15 protein-coding genes are annotated in these 16,182 nt (G+C 71.1%); 9 read left to right on the top strand and 6 right to left on the bottom strand.

Annotated features, from left to right (window positions below; translation table 11 throughout):
• Positions 1-17 precede the first annotated feature (17 nt).
• From LK09_RS14890 to LK09_RS14910, 5 genes are read left to right on the top strand one after another with little or no spacing between them, the layout of a single operon-like run.
• On the top strand, positions 18-1,436 hold the full coding sequence (locus tag LK09_RS14890) for an MFS transporter (RefSeq protein WP_039401070.1): 1,419 nt from the start codon (positions 18-20) through the stop codon (positions 1,434-1,436).
• A complete protein-coding gene (locus tag LK09_RS14895) occupies positions 1,433-2,263 on the top strand; it encodes an alpha/beta hydrolase family protein (protein WP_052226825.1) in 831 nt (276 codons plus the stop codon). Before LK09_RS14890 ends, LK09_RS14895 begins: the two co-directional genes overlap by 4 nt.
• Positions 2,260-3,144 (top strand): alpha/beta hydrolase, encoded by an 885-nt coding sequence (locus LK09_RS14900; protein WP_052226826.1) that lies wholly within the window; start codon positions 2,260-2,262, stop codon positions 3,142-3,144. The genes LK09_RS14895 and LK09_RS14900 overlap by 4 nt, the downstream gene beginning before the upstream one ends.
• Positions 3,145-3,189: 45 nt before the next feature.
• On the top strand, positions 3,190-4,143 hold the full coding sequence (locus LK09_RS14905; RefSeq protein ID WP_082008290.1) for a nucleoside hydrolase: 954 nt from the start codon (positions 3,190-3,192) through the stop codon (positions 4,141-4,143).
• Positions 4,140-5,063: a ribokinase gene (locus tag LK09_RS14910; protein WP_197061065.1), complete on the top strand. Its 924-nt coding sequence runs from the start codon at positions 4,140-4,142 to the stop codon at positions 5,061-5,063. The genes LK09_RS14905 and LK09_RS14910 overlap by 4 nt, the downstream gene beginning before the upstream one ends.
• A gap of 67 nt (positions 5,064-5,130) precedes the next feature.
• Here the strand turns inward: LK09_RS14910 and LK09_RS14915 are convergent, their stop codons facing one another.
• Positions 5,131-7,125 (bottom strand): acetoacetate--CoA ligase, encoded by a 1,995-nt coding sequence (locus LK09_RS14915; RefSeq protein ID WP_039401076.1) that lies wholly within the window; start codon positions 7,123-7,125, stop codon positions 5,131-5,133.
• Positions 7,122-8,015, bottom strand: coding sequence for an amidohydrolase family protein (locus tag LK09_RS14920; RefSeq protein ID WP_039401078.1), 894 nt, complete (start codon positions 8,013-8,015; stop codon positions 7,122-7,124). The genes LK09_RS14915 and LK09_RS14920 overlap by 4 nt, the downstream gene beginning before the upstream one ends.
• Positions 8,016-8,254: 239 nt before the next feature.
• Between LK09_RS14920 and LK09_RS14925 the strand changes: the two genes are divergently transcribed.
• A complete protein-coding gene (locus tag LK09_RS14925) occupies positions 8,255-9,106 on the top strand; it encodes a UbiA family prenyltransferase (protein ID WP_039401081.1) in 852 nt (283 codons plus the stop codon).
• A gap of 36 nt (positions 9,107-9,142) precedes the next feature.
• Here the strand turns inward: LK09_RS14925 and LK09_RS14930 are convergent, their stop codons facing one another.
• The 4 genes from LK09_RS14930 to LK09_RS14945 all read right to left on the bottom strand — a co-directional run bounded on the left by LK09_RS14930 (position 9,143) and on the right by LK09_RS14945 (position 12,676).
• Entirely contained in the window at positions 9,143-10,285 is a 1,143-nt protein-coding gene (locus LK09_RS14930) for an FAD-dependent oxidoreductase (RefSeq protein ID WP_039401084.1), read from the bottom strand.
• Complete coding sequence (locus LK09_RS14935) at positions 10,278-10,979, bottom strand: methyltransferase domain-containing protein (RefSeq protein ID WP_039401087.1); 702 nt, start codon at positions 10,977-10,979, stop codon at positions 10,278-10,280. The genes LK09_RS14930 and LK09_RS14935 overlap by 8 nt, the downstream gene beginning before the upstream one ends.
• Entirely contained in the window at positions 10,976-12,100 is a 1,125-nt protein-coding gene (locus tag LK09_RS14940; RefSeq protein WP_039401090.1) for a type III polyketide synthase, read from the bottom strand. Before LK09_RS14940 ends, LK09_RS14935 begins: the two co-directional genes overlap by 4 nt.
• A gap of 63 nt (positions 12,101-12,163) precedes the next feature.
• Entirely contained in the window at positions 12,164-12,676 is a 513-nt protein-coding gene (locus LK09_RS14945; RefSeq protein WP_039401094.1) for an NADPH-dependent FMN reductase, read from the bottom strand.
• Between the two features lie 300 nt (positions 12,677-12,976).
• Here LK09_RS14945 and LK09_RS14955 point away from each other — a divergent pair, with 300 nt between their 5' ends.
• The 3 genes from LK09_RS14955 (at position 12,977) to LK09_RS14965 (ending at position 16,171) form a co-directional block, all read left to right on the top strand.
• On the top strand, positions 12,977-14,197 hold the full coding sequence (locus LK09_RS14955; RefSeq protein WP_039401100.1) for an LLM class flavin-dependent oxidoreductase: 1,221 nt from the start codon (positions 12,977-12,979) through the stop codon (positions 14,195-14,197).
• Positions 14,194-15,582 (top strand): NtaA/DmoA family FMN-dependent monooxygenase, encoded by a 1,389-nt coding sequence (locus LK09_RS14960; RefSeq protein WP_052226827.1) that lies wholly within the window; start codon positions 14,194-14,196, stop codon positions 15,580-15,582. The genes LK09_RS14955 and LK09_RS14960 overlap by 4 nt, the downstream gene beginning before the upstream one ends.
• A gap of 130 nt (positions 15,583-15,712) precedes the next feature.
• Positions 15,713-16,171, top strand: coding sequence for a hypothetical protein (locus tag LK09_RS14965; protein WP_039401102.1), 459 nt, complete (start codon positions 15,713-15,715; stop codon positions 16,169-16,171).
• The last annotated feature ends 11 nt before the right edge of the window (positions 16,172-16,182 follow it).

Consider the following 16,182-nt stretch of genomic DNA (forward strand, 5'->3'; position numbering starts at 1 on the left):
ACTGACCAGGAGTTCCGATGACGTCACTCACCCCAACCCGAGAGCGCCCCGTCGCGCTGCTGATCGTGGTTCTGTTCCTTGCGGTCGCGGTCAACCAGATCGCCGCGACGATGATCTTCCCCGCGCTTCCGGCGATCGGGATGCGGCTCCACGCCGCTCCGAGCGCGCTGTCACTGTCGCAGAGCGTGGCGTTCGCGATCGCCGGTCTGGCTGCTGCCGCGCTTCCCCTCAGCGAAAGGTTCGGACGCAAGAACGTCCTCCTCGTCGTGATCACGCTCGGGATCCTCGGCAGCCTCCTGGTGGCCAACTCGGGCACCCTGGTCCTGTTCAACATCGGCCGCTGGATGCAGGCCCCCGGCGTCATCGCACTCCCGCTGTCGTTCCTGATCCTGCGTGACCACACGCCTGCCGACCGCTACCCGATCTACCTCGGCTGGATGAGCGCGCTCAACCTGGGCGCGACCGGCATCGACGGCGCGGTCGGCGGGTGGATGACCGACACCGTCGGCTACCAGGGGATCTTCTGGCTCGGCGCCGCGGTCGGCGTGCTCGCGCTGATCGGTGTGGCCCTCGTCATCCCGCAGGGGGACGCCGTGCGGCGCGGGCGCATCGACTGGTTCGGACTCGTCACCATGGGCGCCGGCGTCGTTCTGCTCTCGGTCGGCCTCGGCGGCGCCGGGAACCTCGGCTGGACGTCGCCCACGACGATCGGCCTGCTCCTCGGTGGTGTCGTGCTCATCGCCGTGTTCGTCCTCATCGAACGCGCCTCGTCGGCGCCGCTCGTCGAGGTGCGCCACCTGGCCAGCCGCAAGACCCTCAGCGTGCCGCTTGCGATCCTCTTCGGCATGGCCGGCTTCCTCGCCGTGTACTCCCTGCTCGCACCCTTCTGGCTGCAGCTGCCTGCGAAGGCAGGGGGCGGCGGGCTGACCGCGACGACCTACGCGCTGGCCACCGTGCCGGGCACGCTGCTCTCGTTCGTGCTGGCGCCCGTGCTCGGCGCGGTGGCCCGGAAGACCGGCTGGCGGCCCGTGATCGTCGGCGGCACCCTTGTGTCCCTGCTCGCGCTGGTCGGCATGACGCTCTCGCTGAAGTCGCCGGTCATGACGCTGATCTTCCTCGGGCTGCTGTCGGCCGTCTTCGCGGGCGCCACCATGACCGCGGCGAACGGTCTCGGCGTCATGCTGTCTCCCGCGGAGAGCCCTGCGTTCCTCCCCGGCATCGTGTCCGTGATGTTCTCGATCGGCGCGTCGCTCGGCACCGCCGTCGTCGGCTCGCTCATCGCGGTTCCGACGCCTGGGGCGTTCACGATCGCCTTCGCGACCGCCGCGGGCCTGATGCTCGTGGGCTTCGCGTTCACCCTCCTGGTGCCCCGCGATCGACGCAAGACCGCCGCCACCGCCCCCGCTGCCGACCAGACCGAAGGACAGATCGCATGACCATCCGCAGCACCGACGTCATCCTCGAGCAGGGCGCCTCTCACGTTCCGGCGACGTTCACCATCCCCGACGAACCCGCCCTGACCGTGCCGGCCGTGCTCCTGCTGCACGGCACCGCGAGCAGCCGGGACGAGGTCGGGGACATGTTCCGACGCGCGGCGGACGCGCTGGCGGCCGCCGGTGTGGCATCCCTCCGGATCGACTTCCCCGGATGCGGGGACAGCGACCGCCCCCAGACCGCATTCACCGTGACGAACGAACTCGCCGACGCCCAGACGGCGTTTGACTGGCTGTGCGCCCATGAGGGCATCGATGCCGGCCGCGTGAGCGTTGTCGGCTTCTCACAGGGCGGGATGATCGCCACCCTGCTCGCAGCCCGCGACCCGCGCGTGGCAGGCCTGGTGACCTGGTCGTCCGGCCTCATCCCGACGGACGACAGGAACCGCAGCTTCGCCCACCTGTTCGAGAACGAGGATGACGCCGTCGCGGCCGACCTCGGGTTCATGGTGTTCACGTTCTCCCGCGAATGGTGGGACGAGTTCCGCACCGTGGATCTCGAGACCGCCATCCGGCAGTTCGACGGCCCCGTTCTGGCGATCTCCGGATCCGCGGACGATGTCGTGTCGCCCAGCTCCTCGATCGCGCTCGTCACCCAGGCGCCCGGCGCGGATCGCACGCTCGTTCAGATTCCCGGCGGCGATCACCTCTTCAACGTGCTGACAGACGACGGGTCGGACGTGTCGCAGATCGTGATCGACACCACGCTGGACTGGATCACGGCGCACGCGACGCGCGCCCTCACCGCAGGGGCGGTGAGCGCGCGGTGACGTGGCACGACACGGAGCTGTTCCCGTTCCCCGATTTCGAGCTGACCGGCATCGAAGAGCTCACCGACAGGCGGAGGGTGCGCGACTCGCTCGTCGCTCGACTGGACGGTTGCCGGCCGCTGCACATCGATGTCGACATCCCGCTGTCCGCGGAGGCCGTGCCCGTCGTGGCCTGGATTCACGGGGGCGCATGGCAGTGGGGATCGAACAAGCTCCACGACGGCCCCGTCCCGAGCCCCCAGATCCGTGAGCAGCTGGTCGAGGCCGGGATCGCTTTCGCGGCCATCGACTACCGGCTCTCCGGCGAGGCGGGCTGGCCGGTGCCGCTGCAGGACGTGAAGGCCGGAATCCGCTGGCTGCGCCAGTACGCCGCACAGTTGAACATCGACCCGGACCGCGTCGCCGTGTGGGGCGAATCCGCGGGTGGCCACCTCGCCGCGCTGGTCGCGACGACCGCGGGTGTGGCGGCGTTCGAAGGGGACCACGGTGCGACGGATCAGCCGAGCGAGGTGATCGCCTGCGTCAACTGGTACGGCCCCGGCGAACTCGGCCCGCTGCTGACCGGACCTGCGGCCGAACCTGCGATGCTCCTGCTCGGCCTGGACGCGTCACTGGCCGACGAGGCCAGCCCCCGAAGCCACGTCGACGAGGCGTCTGCGCCGATGCTCCTCATCCACGGGTCGGACGACAGCATCATCCCGTCCGTCCTCAGCGAGCGCCTCGCAGCCGAGTACCAGCGGGCAGGGGCCCTCGCCGACGTCCGCATCGTCACCGGGGCAGGTCACGCCTTCGCCGGCGACGACCCGGAGCGGTATATCGCGCCGAGCATCGCCTTCCTCCAGGACTGCTTCAGCCACGAACTCGCAACCCGGATCGCCTGACGCGCCCGATCGCACAGCAGCCGCCGACATCCACAGAAAGCCACCATGCCCGTCAACACACCCCTCTTCCTCGACTGCGACACGGGGATCGACGACGCCCTCGCCCTCGGCTACCTTCTGCGCACTCCGAACATCGACCTGCGCGGCATCGGCACAGTATCCGGCAATATCTCCGCTGCAGAGGCGGCGCTCAACACAGCGAGCCTCCTTCGCATCCTCGACCGGGACGACATCCCGGTGGCGATCGGAGAGCACGACCCCCGCCGCGGTTCGTACGCGGGTGGCGCGCCGGAAGTGCATGGCGTGAACGGCATCGGGGATGTCACGCTCCCGCGCGGACGTCAGCCGTCGGCCGAGCCTGCACCGGAGCTTCTGATCCGCCTCGCTCGCGAAGCGGACCGCCGCGGGGAGCAGCTCGACGTGCTGGCCATCGGGCCACTCACCAACATCGCCCGTGCCGTCGAACTCGCCCCCGAGCTGCCTCAGCTGGTCGGCCGTCTCACCGTCATGGGAGGAGCAGTGCACGTCAGCGGCAACATCACGCCGGCAGCCGAAGCCAACATCTTCAACGACCCGGAATCCGCGCGGCTCGTCCTCCGCGCCGGATTCCGCACGACGCTCGTCCCGCTCGACGTGACGCACCACCACTACTTCGACGACGAGGACGCGGCGGATCTCACGGCCGACGGCACTCCCCTCGCTCGCGCGCTCGGGGCGATGCTGTGCTGCTACATCGACTACTACGAGTCCGTCCTCGGGCGCCGACGATCGCCCCTGCACGACCCGCTCGCCGCGGCGATCGCCTCCGCGGAGGTCGCGCCGACAGTCGTCGAGGATTCCTCGATCGACGTTCTCGTCACCGGCCCCGAGCGAGGAAGGACGATCATCGCGGAGGATGAATCAGTCGCGACCACCCGCGTCATCCTCGGCGCTGCGCCCGAGGCGGCCGCGCTGATCAAGCAGCGCATCCTCCGCACGCGGATGGAGTGCGCCGCGTGAGCATCGTCGTCGTCGGCTCTCTGAACGCCGACCTGACCATCCGGGCGCGACGGCTCCCGACACCGGGCGAGACCGTTCGCGGCGACCGATTCACGGTGAGCGCAGGGGGAAAGGGTGCGAACCAGGCCGCGGCCGCGGCACTGCTCGGCGCGAACGTCGACCTGATCGGCGCGATCGGATCCGACGCCCACGGCGAGATGCTCACCGAGGTTCTGCAACTGGTGGGCGTCAGGACGGGCCACATCATCGTGCGCCACGACCACCCGAGCGGCGTCGCGCTGATCGCCGTCGATGCGAACGGTGAGAATCAGATCGTCGTCCACCCGGGCGCGAACGCCGCCCTGGCGTCGGACGACGTCGTGGGCGTCCTGACCCGAACGGCACCGGCTGTCGTCGGGATCTCGCTGGAGGTCGACGTCGAGGTCGCCGCTGCGACCGCACGAGCTGCTGCGGAATCGGGGGCGACGGTCGTGGTGAACCTGTCCCCGTTCGCCACGCCACCTGAGGACCTCCTCGGCGACCAGACGGTGCTGGTCGTGAACGAACGCGAAGCGAGCCAGCTGATCGGTACCGACATCAGCGCGCTTCCGGACGGGAAGGTGCCTCCCGCCCTGCGAGCCGCAGGAGCCGGCCGGGTGGTCATCACGCGCGGAAGCGTCGGAGCGCTGGTCGTCGAGAACGGTCTGCTCACGGTCGTCGCTGCGATCCCGGTGAATGCCGTCGACACCACGGGCTGCGGCGATGCCTTCTTCGGCGCCCTTCTGTGGCGGCTCGACGCCGGGGACTCACTCGCGGATGCCACCGCGACCGCAAACCTCGTCGGCGCGTACGCCGCAGAGGGGCACGGCACAATCGGCTCCTACCCGACCGCCACCGAGCTCGGGCGGCTCAACGACCGCTGGGCAGTCCCGGCTCACTGAGCGTCGCCGATCGACACGAGTTCCTCCCGCATCCGGAAGAAGGTTCTCGTCCTTCGTCCCCCCTTCCTCACGCCTGCTCCCGCGGGCGATCGCGGCTCGCGAAGTCGCAGAACCAGTCGAGAGCTTCGGCGTTGGCCAGAGTGCCGCGAACCGCGCGGAGGTCGAGTGCACGTCCGGTGAAGAGCTTCTTCAGCGGCACCTCGATGCGCTTGCCGGCATGGGTAAGCGGAATCGCCGGGCAGGCGATGATCTCGTCGGGGACGTGGCGGGCGGAGGTGCGAGCACGGATCGTCGACGCGATGCGGTCGCGCAGATCGGCATCCAGAGCCGTGTCGCCGGCGAGTGCGACGAACAGCGGCATCCAGTACGCGCCGTCCGGTCCTTCGATGCCGAGCACGAGGGAGTCCGCGACTTCGGGCATGTCCTGGAGGGCGGCGTAGATGTCGGCGGTGCCGAGGCGCACGCCGTGCCGGTTGAGAGTCGCGTCGGAGCGGCCGTGCACCACGAAGCCGCCCCGGGCGGTCTCGGTGATCCAGTCGCCCTGCGCCCAGACGCCGGGGAACGTCGCGAAGTAGCTGTCCCGGTAGCGCGTGCCCGACTCGTCGTTCCAGAGGAACAGGGGCATCGACGGCATCGGCCGCCTGATCACCATCTCGCCGACCTCGCCGCGGACCCGGGTTCCGTCCGGGCTCCAAGCCTCGACGGCGACGCCCAGCAGGGGGCCCTGGGATTCGCCGAGGTGGACGGGGGAGAGCGGGTTCGACCCGACGAAGCCGCTGCAGATGTCCGTGCCGCCCGAGTCGGATCCGAGGTGCACGTCGGACTTCACGGCGTCGTGCACCCAGCGCCAGGTGGACGGCGGCAGCGGCGAGCCGGTGGACAGGATCGACCGCAGGCGGCAGAGGTCCCACTGCTCCCGGGGCACCGCGCCGGACTTCTCGACCAGGGCGAGGTACGCGGCGCCGACTCCGAACATCGTCACCCCGGCGCGTTCGATGATCTCGAACTGACGGGCGGGATGGCCGAAGGTCGGGGAGCCGGCGTAGGTGACGACGGTGGCGCCCGAGGCGAGATTGGTGACGAGCGTGTTCCACACCATCCACGACGTGTTGGCGGCGACGTAGTACGTGTCACCGGGCCCCATGTCCTGACAGAGTCCGGTGCCCTTGAGCGCTTCGAGCAGGATGCCGCCGTGCCCGTGCACGATCCCCTTCGGGATGCCCGTGGTGCCCGACGAGAAGAGCACCCAGAGGGGGTGGTCGAACGGTATCCGGCGGTACTCGGGAACCGCACCGACGTGGTCGCGGGGCCGCTCCGGGAAGGAGGCGGTCTCGTGGGCACGCGTCGGGACCGGGGCATCCGTCCCTGACTCGAGGACGATGAGCTGCTCGACACTCGGCATCCCCTCGACGATCGTGCGCAACTGGTCGTGACGGTCGAACCACTTGCCGTTGAAGGTGTACCCGGCGAATGCGATCAGGACGCGGGGCTCGAGCTGTGCGAGCCGGGCGACGACGGCGTCGGGGGCGAGATCGGGCGAGCAGATCGACCAGACCGCTCCGACGGCGGCGGCCGCGAGCAGGCCGACGATCGCTTCAGGGACGTTGGGGAGGACGGCTGCGACGCGGTCTCCGGGTCGGATGCCGGCATCCGCCAGGCGCGCGGCGACGACGGCGACCCACGACTCCAGCTCGCGCCAGCTGAGGGATGTGCTCGCGTCGTCCTCGGCGATGTCGATGATCGCGGGCTCGTCGCGCCGCTGCGGGTCGCGCGCCGGACGGAGCACGTTCTCCGCGAAGTTGACGCGGGCGTCCGGGTACCAGACGGCGCCGGGCATCCGCTCGACGGCCAGCGCGGGGCCGGAGAACCCGTCGCCGAGCACGTCGAAATGAACGCGCACCGCGTCCCAGAACCCGGAGACGTCGGAGACCGACCACTCCCACAGGGTCCGGTAGTCCCGCATCCCCCGACCGAAGGGGGCCCCGCGGTCCGCGGCCGCATCGATGAACGCACCCATGCGGGTCGCGCGCGCCGGATCGGGGCGCCACGTGACGTCGGTCATCGTGCGGCCTCCAGCCCGAGCAGCCGCACGGCGTTGTGCTTCAGGATGCCGGGCATCACCTCGGCCTTGAGCGGCATCTCGGCGATGTCCGCCAGCCACCGGTCCGGCGTGAGGAGGGGGAAGTCGGTGCCGAACAGCACGCGGTCTTTCAGGATGCTGCCCGCATACCGCACGAGTTCGGCCGGGAAGTACTTGGGGCTCCATCCGGACAGGTCGATCCAGACGTTGCTCTTGTGGGTGGCGACGGAGAGCGCTTCGTCCTGCCACGGCACCGACGGGTGGGCCATCACGATCTGCAGATCGGGGAAGTCGGCCGCGACCGCGTCGAGGAGGATCGGATTCGAGAGACCGAGGCGCAGGCCGTGGCCGCCCGGCGTTCCCGCGCCGATCCCCGTCTGCCCGGTGTGGAAGAGAGCGACCGCACCGGCGTCGCGGATCGCCTCGTACAGCGGGTAATGCCGATCGTCGCTGGGGTCGAATCCCTGCAGGGTGGGGTGGAACTTGAACCCGCGCACGCCGTGCTCCGCCACGAGCCGCCGCGCCTGGTCGACGGCTGCGGCGCCGCGCAGCGGATCGACCGACCCGAACGGGATGAGTACGTCGGCGTTCCGGGCGGCCCCCTCCGCGATCGCGGCGCTCGAGAGCGCGGGATGCCCCAGGTTCGTGCCGGCATCCACCGTGAAGACGACGGCGGCCATGCGGCGCTGCCGGTAGAACGCAGCCACGCCGTCGATGTCGGGGACGGCCCCGTCCGTGCGGAAGTACCGAGCGGCCGCGGCGGCGAGGTCGGCGGGCAGTGCGGTGTGCAGATGACCGTCCTGCTCGATGTGCACGTGCATGTCGATCGCGTGGAGTGCGTCGAGATCCAACCGCGGCTCGTATCGGGACATGGCGCCTGCCTCTCTGCATCGTCCTCAGCAGGATAGCCGGACGTCAACGGCGTTGACAACATCGTTGAAACCCGAACGATGGAGAGTCTCACTGACGGCGGATGCTGGATTCGTCCGCGCCCTCACCCGTGACGACGTTGCCCGACGCCGGCACGATCTCCACGGCGCTCCCGGGCGCGCGGTCGTGCCCGTCGTGGGGCGAGGTCGACTCCGGCGTTGTGACTGTATTCTGTGGCGACATGAGGTCGACTGCCGCCGTCCGGGCGCTCTGGGCGTCGTCGCATCCCGGTCCGACCCTGGTGGTGACCGCCCTCGCCGCCGCTCTCGGCGTCGCGATCGGACTCGCCCCGTGGCGCCTCGTGATCCTCGTGGCCGCAGTGCTGCTGGGACAGATCTCGGTGGGTCTGTCGAACGACGCCCTGGATGCCGCGCGCGACCGCGCGGTCGCGCGACCCGACAAGCCGCTCGCGCGGGGCGACGTCGGGCTCCGCACCGCTTGGGTGACTGCGTACGGCGCGCTCGCCGTTGCGCTGGCGCTGTCGGCACTGCTCGGATGGCGGATGCTGGCCGCTCACGCACTGGCCCTGGGATCGGCGTGGGCCTACAACGCCGGCCTGAAGTCGACGGTGTGGTCGATCGTGCCGTTCATCGTGAGCTTCGGCGTGTTCCCGAGCCTCGCGACGCTCTCGGCGCCTGACCCGGCGTTCGCGGCGGCCTGGGCATGGCTGGCGGGCGCGATGCTGGGCGCCGCCGTCCACCTGACGAACGTGCTGCCCGACCTCGACGACGACGCGCGCACCGGGGTGCGCGGCCTCCCGCATCGATGGGGCGCCCGCGTCTCGGCCGTGGTCGCCGCCGCGGCGATGCTGGTCGGCGCGACGGCGGTCCTCCTCGGCGCCTCCGGTCGGGACCTGTCGGCGGTCCCGCCGCTGTCCTGGGTCCTGTTCGGGGGAGCGGTCGCCCTGGCGGTGATCGTGGTCGCGCTCGCTCTGCTGCGACCGCCGACCCGGATGCTCTTCCGCCTGGTCATGGTCGCCGCACTGCTGCTGGCCGCGCAGCTCGTCGTGTCGGGCGGTGCGCTCGTCGGCTGAGCCGATCGCGCCGGGCGGCCGCGCAGAAGCCGATCGTTACGCGTCGGCGTCGAACCCCATCGCATACGCCTTGGCGAAGACGCTGCCCAGCGGGGGAGTGAGCATCCCTCGCACGGCGACGCTGCGCAGGCGATGAGCGGGGAGCGGCAGCGCCTGCCCGAGTCGCGTGTTGACGGCAGCGAGCCGTGCCGCGGTGCGGGCGGATGCGACCCGCCGGCGTTCCCACGCGTCAAGCTCGGCATCGGGGGCGTTCCCCGTGCGCACCCACTCGGCCAGAAGGGGTGCGAGACCGACAGCGTCGAGGAAGCCGAGGTTCATGCCCTGGCCGCCGATCGGGCTCACCTCGTGTGCCGCATCGCCGATCACCACGACGCGTCGCCGCCGCAGTCGGGGCGCGACGATCGCTCGCACGCCGAAGGCCGTGGCATCCTCGACGGCGTCCGCGGCGCCCGCCTCGCCTCGCATGGCGAGCGCCTCCCGCAGCCGCGAGACGCGGGCTCGTGGGTCGGGGTCGGCGTCGGTCGGATCCCATGCGACGAACCGGCGGCGTCCGCCGGGGAGCGGAAACGACTCGAGCACGCCCTCGCGCGCGAGGTTCACGACCGCGACGTCGGCATCGGGGCGCGGCGGCGCGTCGAGGTCGGTCATGAGGTAGCGGTCGCGGTAGTCGGTGCGGTGCAGGCCGGCTCGGCGATAGACGAGGCCGCGACCCCCTGCACCTGTGGCGACGACGAGGATCTTCGCATCCACCTCGAGTGGTCCCGCCTCGGTCACGATCTCGACCCGCACCGTTCGGTCGCACTCGCGCAGACCCGTCACCCGGGCGCCACGAATCGGCGTGGGCGCGGCGGATGCCAGCACGGCCTCGGTCTCCGACTGCGGGAGCGTGGCGACGAAGGGGAACCGCGTCGAAAGACGGTCGAAGCGAACGACCCCGAGTACGCGGCCGTCCGCGCGGGCCTCCCCCCGCCGCACGCGAAGAGCCTTGTCGAGGAGCCGCTCGGTCACGCCCGACTGCTCGAGGGCGGCGAGCGTCGTCGCATGGATGCCGATCGCACGACTGCCGGGAGCGGATCGGGGACGCTGCTCGTACAGCCCGACGTCCACGCCGCGACGGGTGAGCTCCTCCGCGAGCAGCATCCCGACGGCACCCGCACCGACGACGACGACGTCAGGCACGCGCGTCCGCGATGGCGAGAAGGCGGAAGGGTGCGGGCGTCTTCACGGTCCACCGGCCCGGATGCGTGCGCCCGAGTTCGTCGCGCAGCTCCGCCGCGGTGAAGCTGCGCCTGATCGATCTCAGCCCGTCGGTGCGCAGGAACGTCCCCGGCGCGAGGGGCGTGATGCCGATGGCGTACAGCGCGTAGGGGAGTCGGCCGCGAGCGATGTCGCCGTGCAGCACGAGACCCTGCGAGAGCCGGAGCGACAGGTCGACGAACTCCTCGAGCCGACCGCCGAGGTGGTGGAGCACATGATTCGACAGGACGATGTCGAAGGCCTCTCCCGCGGCGGCGAGCTGGGCGGCATCGACGCACCGGAATTCCACGGACCGCGACGACCGCTCGCGCGCGACGGCGATGGCCCGCGGGTCGGGGTCGGCGCCGACCCAGCTCACCTCGAAGCCGTCTCGTTCCGAAGCCGTGGCGAGCTGCGAGACGACGTCGCCGCCGCCGCATCCGAGATCGAGCACCCGTGCCGGGCGCCCGAGCCCCGCCAGCCACGGGCGCACGGTCGACCGGTACGTGCCGCTCCACGCCGACACGAACCGGTTCACGACGGCGAACCGGCGCAGAGTCGCCGAAAGTCGCTCCTCGTCGCAGGCGGGATCGTCCATCAATTCGGAAAGATCGTCGTCGCGAACGGCGAGGTTCATGCCGCGCGCCTCAGGGTGAGCAGCGCCGACTCCACGGTCAGGCCCGGGCCGAAGGCGAGTGCCGCGACCCGCGCACCGTCGCCGATCACCGGATCGCCCATGAGCGAGCGCAGGATGAACAGCACCGTCGGGCTCGACATGTTGCCGTAGTCGCGCAGGACGCGACGCGACGCGTCCACCGCGCCCGGGGCGAGCTCGAGTCCGGCTTCGACGCGATCCAGCACGCTGCGCCCGCCCGGATGCACCGCCCAGACGTCGGGTGCGGCATCCGCTCCGAGGAATCCGTCCACGGCCGCCCGGATCTCGCGGCCGATGATGCGGGGGACCTCTGCGGTCAGGGTCATCGTGAACCCGCTGTCGCCGATCGTCCACACCATGTCGCTCTCGCCCTCCCCGGTGAGCGCCGTGGCGAAGCGCCCGAGCTCGAGCGACGCGACGCCTCTCGGTGGCGCGGTGGTCACGACGGCGGCCGCGGCCCCATCGGCGAACACGGAGGAGGCGACGATCTGCTGCGGATCCGCCGACGACTGGATGTGCAGCGTGCACAGTTCGGCGCAGACGACGAGGACGACCGCCCCCGGCTGCGCCGCCGTGATTCGTGCCGCGAGCCGCAGCGCGGGCAGCGCCGCGGCGCAGCCGATGAAGCCGAGGTGATAGCGCTCGACGGTGTCGGGCAGGCCGAGGTCGCGCACCAGCCGGTAGTCCGGACCGGGCGCGAAGAATCCGGTGCACGAGACCGTCACGACGTGGGTGACGTCGGCGGGCACGAGCCGGGCATCCGTCAGCGCCGACCGCGCCGCCTCGGCATACAGTGCGGGCGCCAGGCGGGTGTAGGCGTCGTTGCGCTCGCCCGTGGTGGGCCGCGCCAGCACGTCGTCGCGGCCCAGGAACTCCACCCCCGCGTGCCCGTCGTCGGAGACGGAGGAGGGGGTCGCGAGATGCGCGAACTGTGTCAGCACGGTGTGTCGGGTGTCGATGGCGGCCGCGTCGAAGGACGCGCGGATGCGACGCTGCGCAAGACGGTCCAGGCCGGGCTGCGCAGCGAAGAAGTCCCGCACGCGATCCTGCCTGACGCGCGTCGGCGGCACCGCCGTGCCGATGGCCACGATGCGTGCTGTCATGGAGTCACCTAACCATGACCCGCCCACGGCGTCACACGGGCTTGCGTGCCGGACTGGATCGCACTAGACGGCGTGGGGCAGGGCGTGGGCGATGCGGGGCCACTCGTCGTCCGCCCAGGCGTCGATGAGCTGCTCGCGATCGTCGATGGAGGATGCCGGGAATGCCAGCCCGCGCGTGGGAACGCTGGCGCCGAGTTCGACGAGCAACGGGCGGAGCGCAACTTCCACGGCGAGGGCGTGGGCAGGGCTCCCGATGGTGAGGACCGGAACGGCGGTCACCGCACCGAGCGCATCGGACCCGTAGCGGTCGAGGAACGCTTTGAGCAATCCGGTGTACGTCGCCTTGTACGTGGGGCTCGCCACGACCAGCACCGTCGAGTTCGCAACGCGCTCCAGCAGGGAGTCGATCTCCGGGGCGGGAAACGTGAACAACGACGGCGCGACGTCTGCGAGTTCGATCGTCGGGTCGACCGCGGAACCGCTGCGGCGCGCGAGAGCGGCCGCGACCTCCTCGGCGACCTGTCGAGTGCGTGAGGCACGCTGCGGGTTTCCGACCAGCACGGTGATCGTGGTCATCTCGCTCTTCCCTCGACTCTCGATGTCTGCTGGCCGAAACGATAGGCCGGGAGCGGAGCCGGCCTCGGCGCCGACCGTCACGCGGCGTCACGGGGTCGTCACAGGACGACACCTGCTCGCGCGTCGTCGCACGGGCACCGCGCGTCACGATTCGTCACGTGCCGCCCCTTCGCGCAACACCACCGCCGAGGGGCGCGCGGCCCTCCTAGTGTCGTCACTCATGAGCACGACCGTCGCCGTATCCCCACCCCCGTCCGAGACGAACCCGACCCTGTCGTCAGCGGGCGCCGGAGCGACGTCGTGAGCGCCGGCTTCGGACTGGGCGTCGCGCTGGACGGCGCCGGGTGGCATCCCGGGGCGTGGCGCGTGGAGACCGCTCGTCCGTCGGAGCTGTTCGACGGAGCGTACTGGGCGACCCTTGCGCGCACCGCAGAGGATGCCGGTGTCGACCTCCTCACCATCGAGGATCAGTTCGGCCTGCAGTCGCGTCTCTTCGACGACGTCGACCCGTCGATCACGGGCGAGGTCCGGGGGCGGCTCGATGCGGTCCTGCTCGCCAACTGGCTGGCCCCGCTCACCAGCCGCATCGGCCTCATCCCCACGGTCGCCACCACCCACACGGAGCCGTTCCACGTGTCCACGGCCATCGCGACCCTCGACTATGCGAGTCAGGGGCGTGCGGGGTGGCGTCCGGTCGCGTCGGCGAAACCGAGCGAGGCGGCACTGGTCGGGCGCCGCACGTTCCCGGCCCTTCGGCAGGAGGACATCGTCGACGGCGAGTTCCCGCAGGCGGTGGTGGACCGCTTCGCCGAGGCGGACGACGCGATCGAGGTGGTGCGGCGCCTGTGGGACTCGTGGGCGGACGACGCCGTGATCCGGGATGTCGCGACCGGCCGCTACATCGACCGCGACCGGCTGAACCACATCGACTTCGAGGGCGATTACTTCAGCGTCAAGGGTCCCTCGATCACGCCTCGGCCGCCCCAGGGGCAGCCGATCGTGGCGGTTCTCGCGCACGCCGCACTGCCGTATCGCCTGGCGGCACGGCAGGCCGATGTGGTCTTCGTCACCCCGCATGACGACGCCGGCGCTGCCCGGATCGTCGACGAGGTGCGCGCACAGGAACGCGACGTGGATCGGCTCCGCACCCCGCTTCGCATCTGGGCCGACGTGATCGTCGTGCTCGAAGACACCGAGGAACAGGCCCGTCGCGAGCTCGCCCGGCTCGACGCGCTCGCCGGAACCCCGATCACGAGCGACGCGGTGGTCATCGCCTGCACGGCCGAGACCGTGGTGCAGCGACTCGAGGCCTGGCGGCGGCTCGGCATCGAGGGTGCCCGCCTGCGCCCCGCGCGCCTCCCGGAAGACCTGGATCGGATCGCGCGCGACCTCGTGCCGGCCCTGCAGGAGACCGGCCTGCGGGATGCCGCCGACGCACGGCCCGCGGGCACTCTCCGCTCCCGCCTCGGACTCCCCGTCGACACCCACAGCCACACCACCGCAAGGAGCGCCGTCGCATGAGCCCCCGCATCCACCCCGACACCGGAAAGCCGGTGAAGGAGGTCCACCTGGCCGCGCACTTCCCGGGGGTGAACAGCACCACCGTCTGGAGCGACCCGGCATCCGGCAGCCAGATCGACTTCGCGAGCTTCGAGCACTTCGCCCGCACCGCCGAGCGCGGCAGGTTCGACTACCTGTTCCTCGCCGAAGGTCTGCGCCTGCGCGAGCACCGCGGCCGCATCCACGATCTCGACGTCGTCGGGCGGCCGAACACGCTCGCCGTCCTCGCCGCGATCGCCGCGGTCACCGAACGCATCGGGCTCGTCGGCACCCTCAGCAGCACGTTCAACGAGCCGTACGAGCTGGCCCGGCAGCTGCAGACCCTCGACCTGCTCTCCGGCGGGCGCGCCGGGTGGAACGTCGTCACCAGCTCGGACGCCTTCACCGGAGCGAACTTCCGGCGCGGCGGATTCCTCGACCACGCCGACCGGTACACGCGGGCGGGGGAGTTCATCGACGTGGCGCGCGAGGTCTGGGACTCGTGGGCGCCCGCCGCCCTGGTCGCCGACCGGCGGTCCGGGCGTTTCCTCGCCGACGATGCCCTCATCCGCATCGACCACCACGGTCCGCAGTTCGACGTCACCGGCTACGGCACCCTGCCGCGCAGCCCGCAGGGGCATCCCGTCATCGTGCAGGCGGGCGACTCCGCCGAGGGTCGCGAGCTGGCCGCGGCGAAGGCCGAGATCGTCTTCTCCCTGCACTCCGAGTTCGACGACGGCCGGGCGTTCTACGCGGACGTGAAGTCGCGGCTGGCATCCTACGGGCGCGAACGCGACGACCTCAAGATCCTCCCCGCCGTCACGTTCGTGCTCGGCGACACCGCCGAGGATGCCGCGGAACGCAGTCGCGAGATCGCGCTGCAGCAGGTGAGCCCGCAGACCGCGATCGCGTTCCTCGAACAGGTCTGGGGCCGCGACCTGTCGGCGTACGACCCCGACGGCCCGCTGCCCGAGATCGACCCGGACACGAGCGGCATCTCGGTCACACGCGGGCGGGTGCGTCACGGCGCCGACCCGCTCGAGACCGCGCGGCGCTGGCGGGAGCTCGCGGCGCGCGACGGGCTCAGCATCCGCGATCTCGCGATCCGGGTCTCGTCCCGGCACTCGTTCGTGGGCACGCCGCAGCACGTTGCGGCCGAGATCGACCGGTACGTCCAGGGGGATGCCGCCGACGGCTTCGTCGTCGTCGGGCACCTCACGCCGGGCGGGCTCGACGAGTTCACCGACCGGGTGATCCCCGAACTGCAGGAGCGCGGGGTGTTCCGCACCGAATACCCCGAGGGTGCCACCCTGCGCGACCTCCTCGGCGTGCGGCCCCCGGCGCGGGTACCCGCCCTCACGCCGTGACGGCTGCACGCGCCCGGCGCTGAGCGCCGGCGCCTCCGCCCGGCGTTACGCTCGGAGAGGGGGAAGGTGCTGTTCGATCATGCAGGGTGACGCGTCAGCCTTCGCCGGGGGCTCGAATCAATCCGGCGGTGTGCCCGCGGTCACTGACGCGCGCCTCCCGATCCGGTGGGTGGTCTGGGCCGGAATCGGATGGCTCGTCGTCGTCGCCGGGTGGCTCATCGCAGACGGAGCCATCGTGATGTCCATCCCCGGCTCACCGGCCGCTGCGGCCTGGACGACGTGGGCCATCCCCGGGTTGGTGGTCGCTGCGACGATCGGATACGGGGCGCTCCTCGGTCAGGGACGACGCAGCGTGATGATCTGGTTCGCGGCGTTGGTCGGCGCCCTCGCGCAGATTCTCAGCTACATCCTCGTGACGGTCATCACCGCCGGACCCCATGCGTCCCTCGACGTGACCGCCGGGCTGATTCTTCTCGCACTCCCCGTCTTCGTGATGCTGGCCGCACTTCTGTGGATCGGGGCAGGAACAGCTGCCGTCGTTCGCCAGATCCGGACGCGGTCGAAGGGTCGATCTCCTCGCCTGAAGTGATCCGGAGCATC

The organism is Microbacterium mangrovi (assembly GCF_000802305.1).
Taxonomy (GTDB): Bacteria; Actinomycetota; Actinomycetes; order Actinomycetales; family Microbacteriaceae; genus Microbacterium; species Microbacterium mangrovi.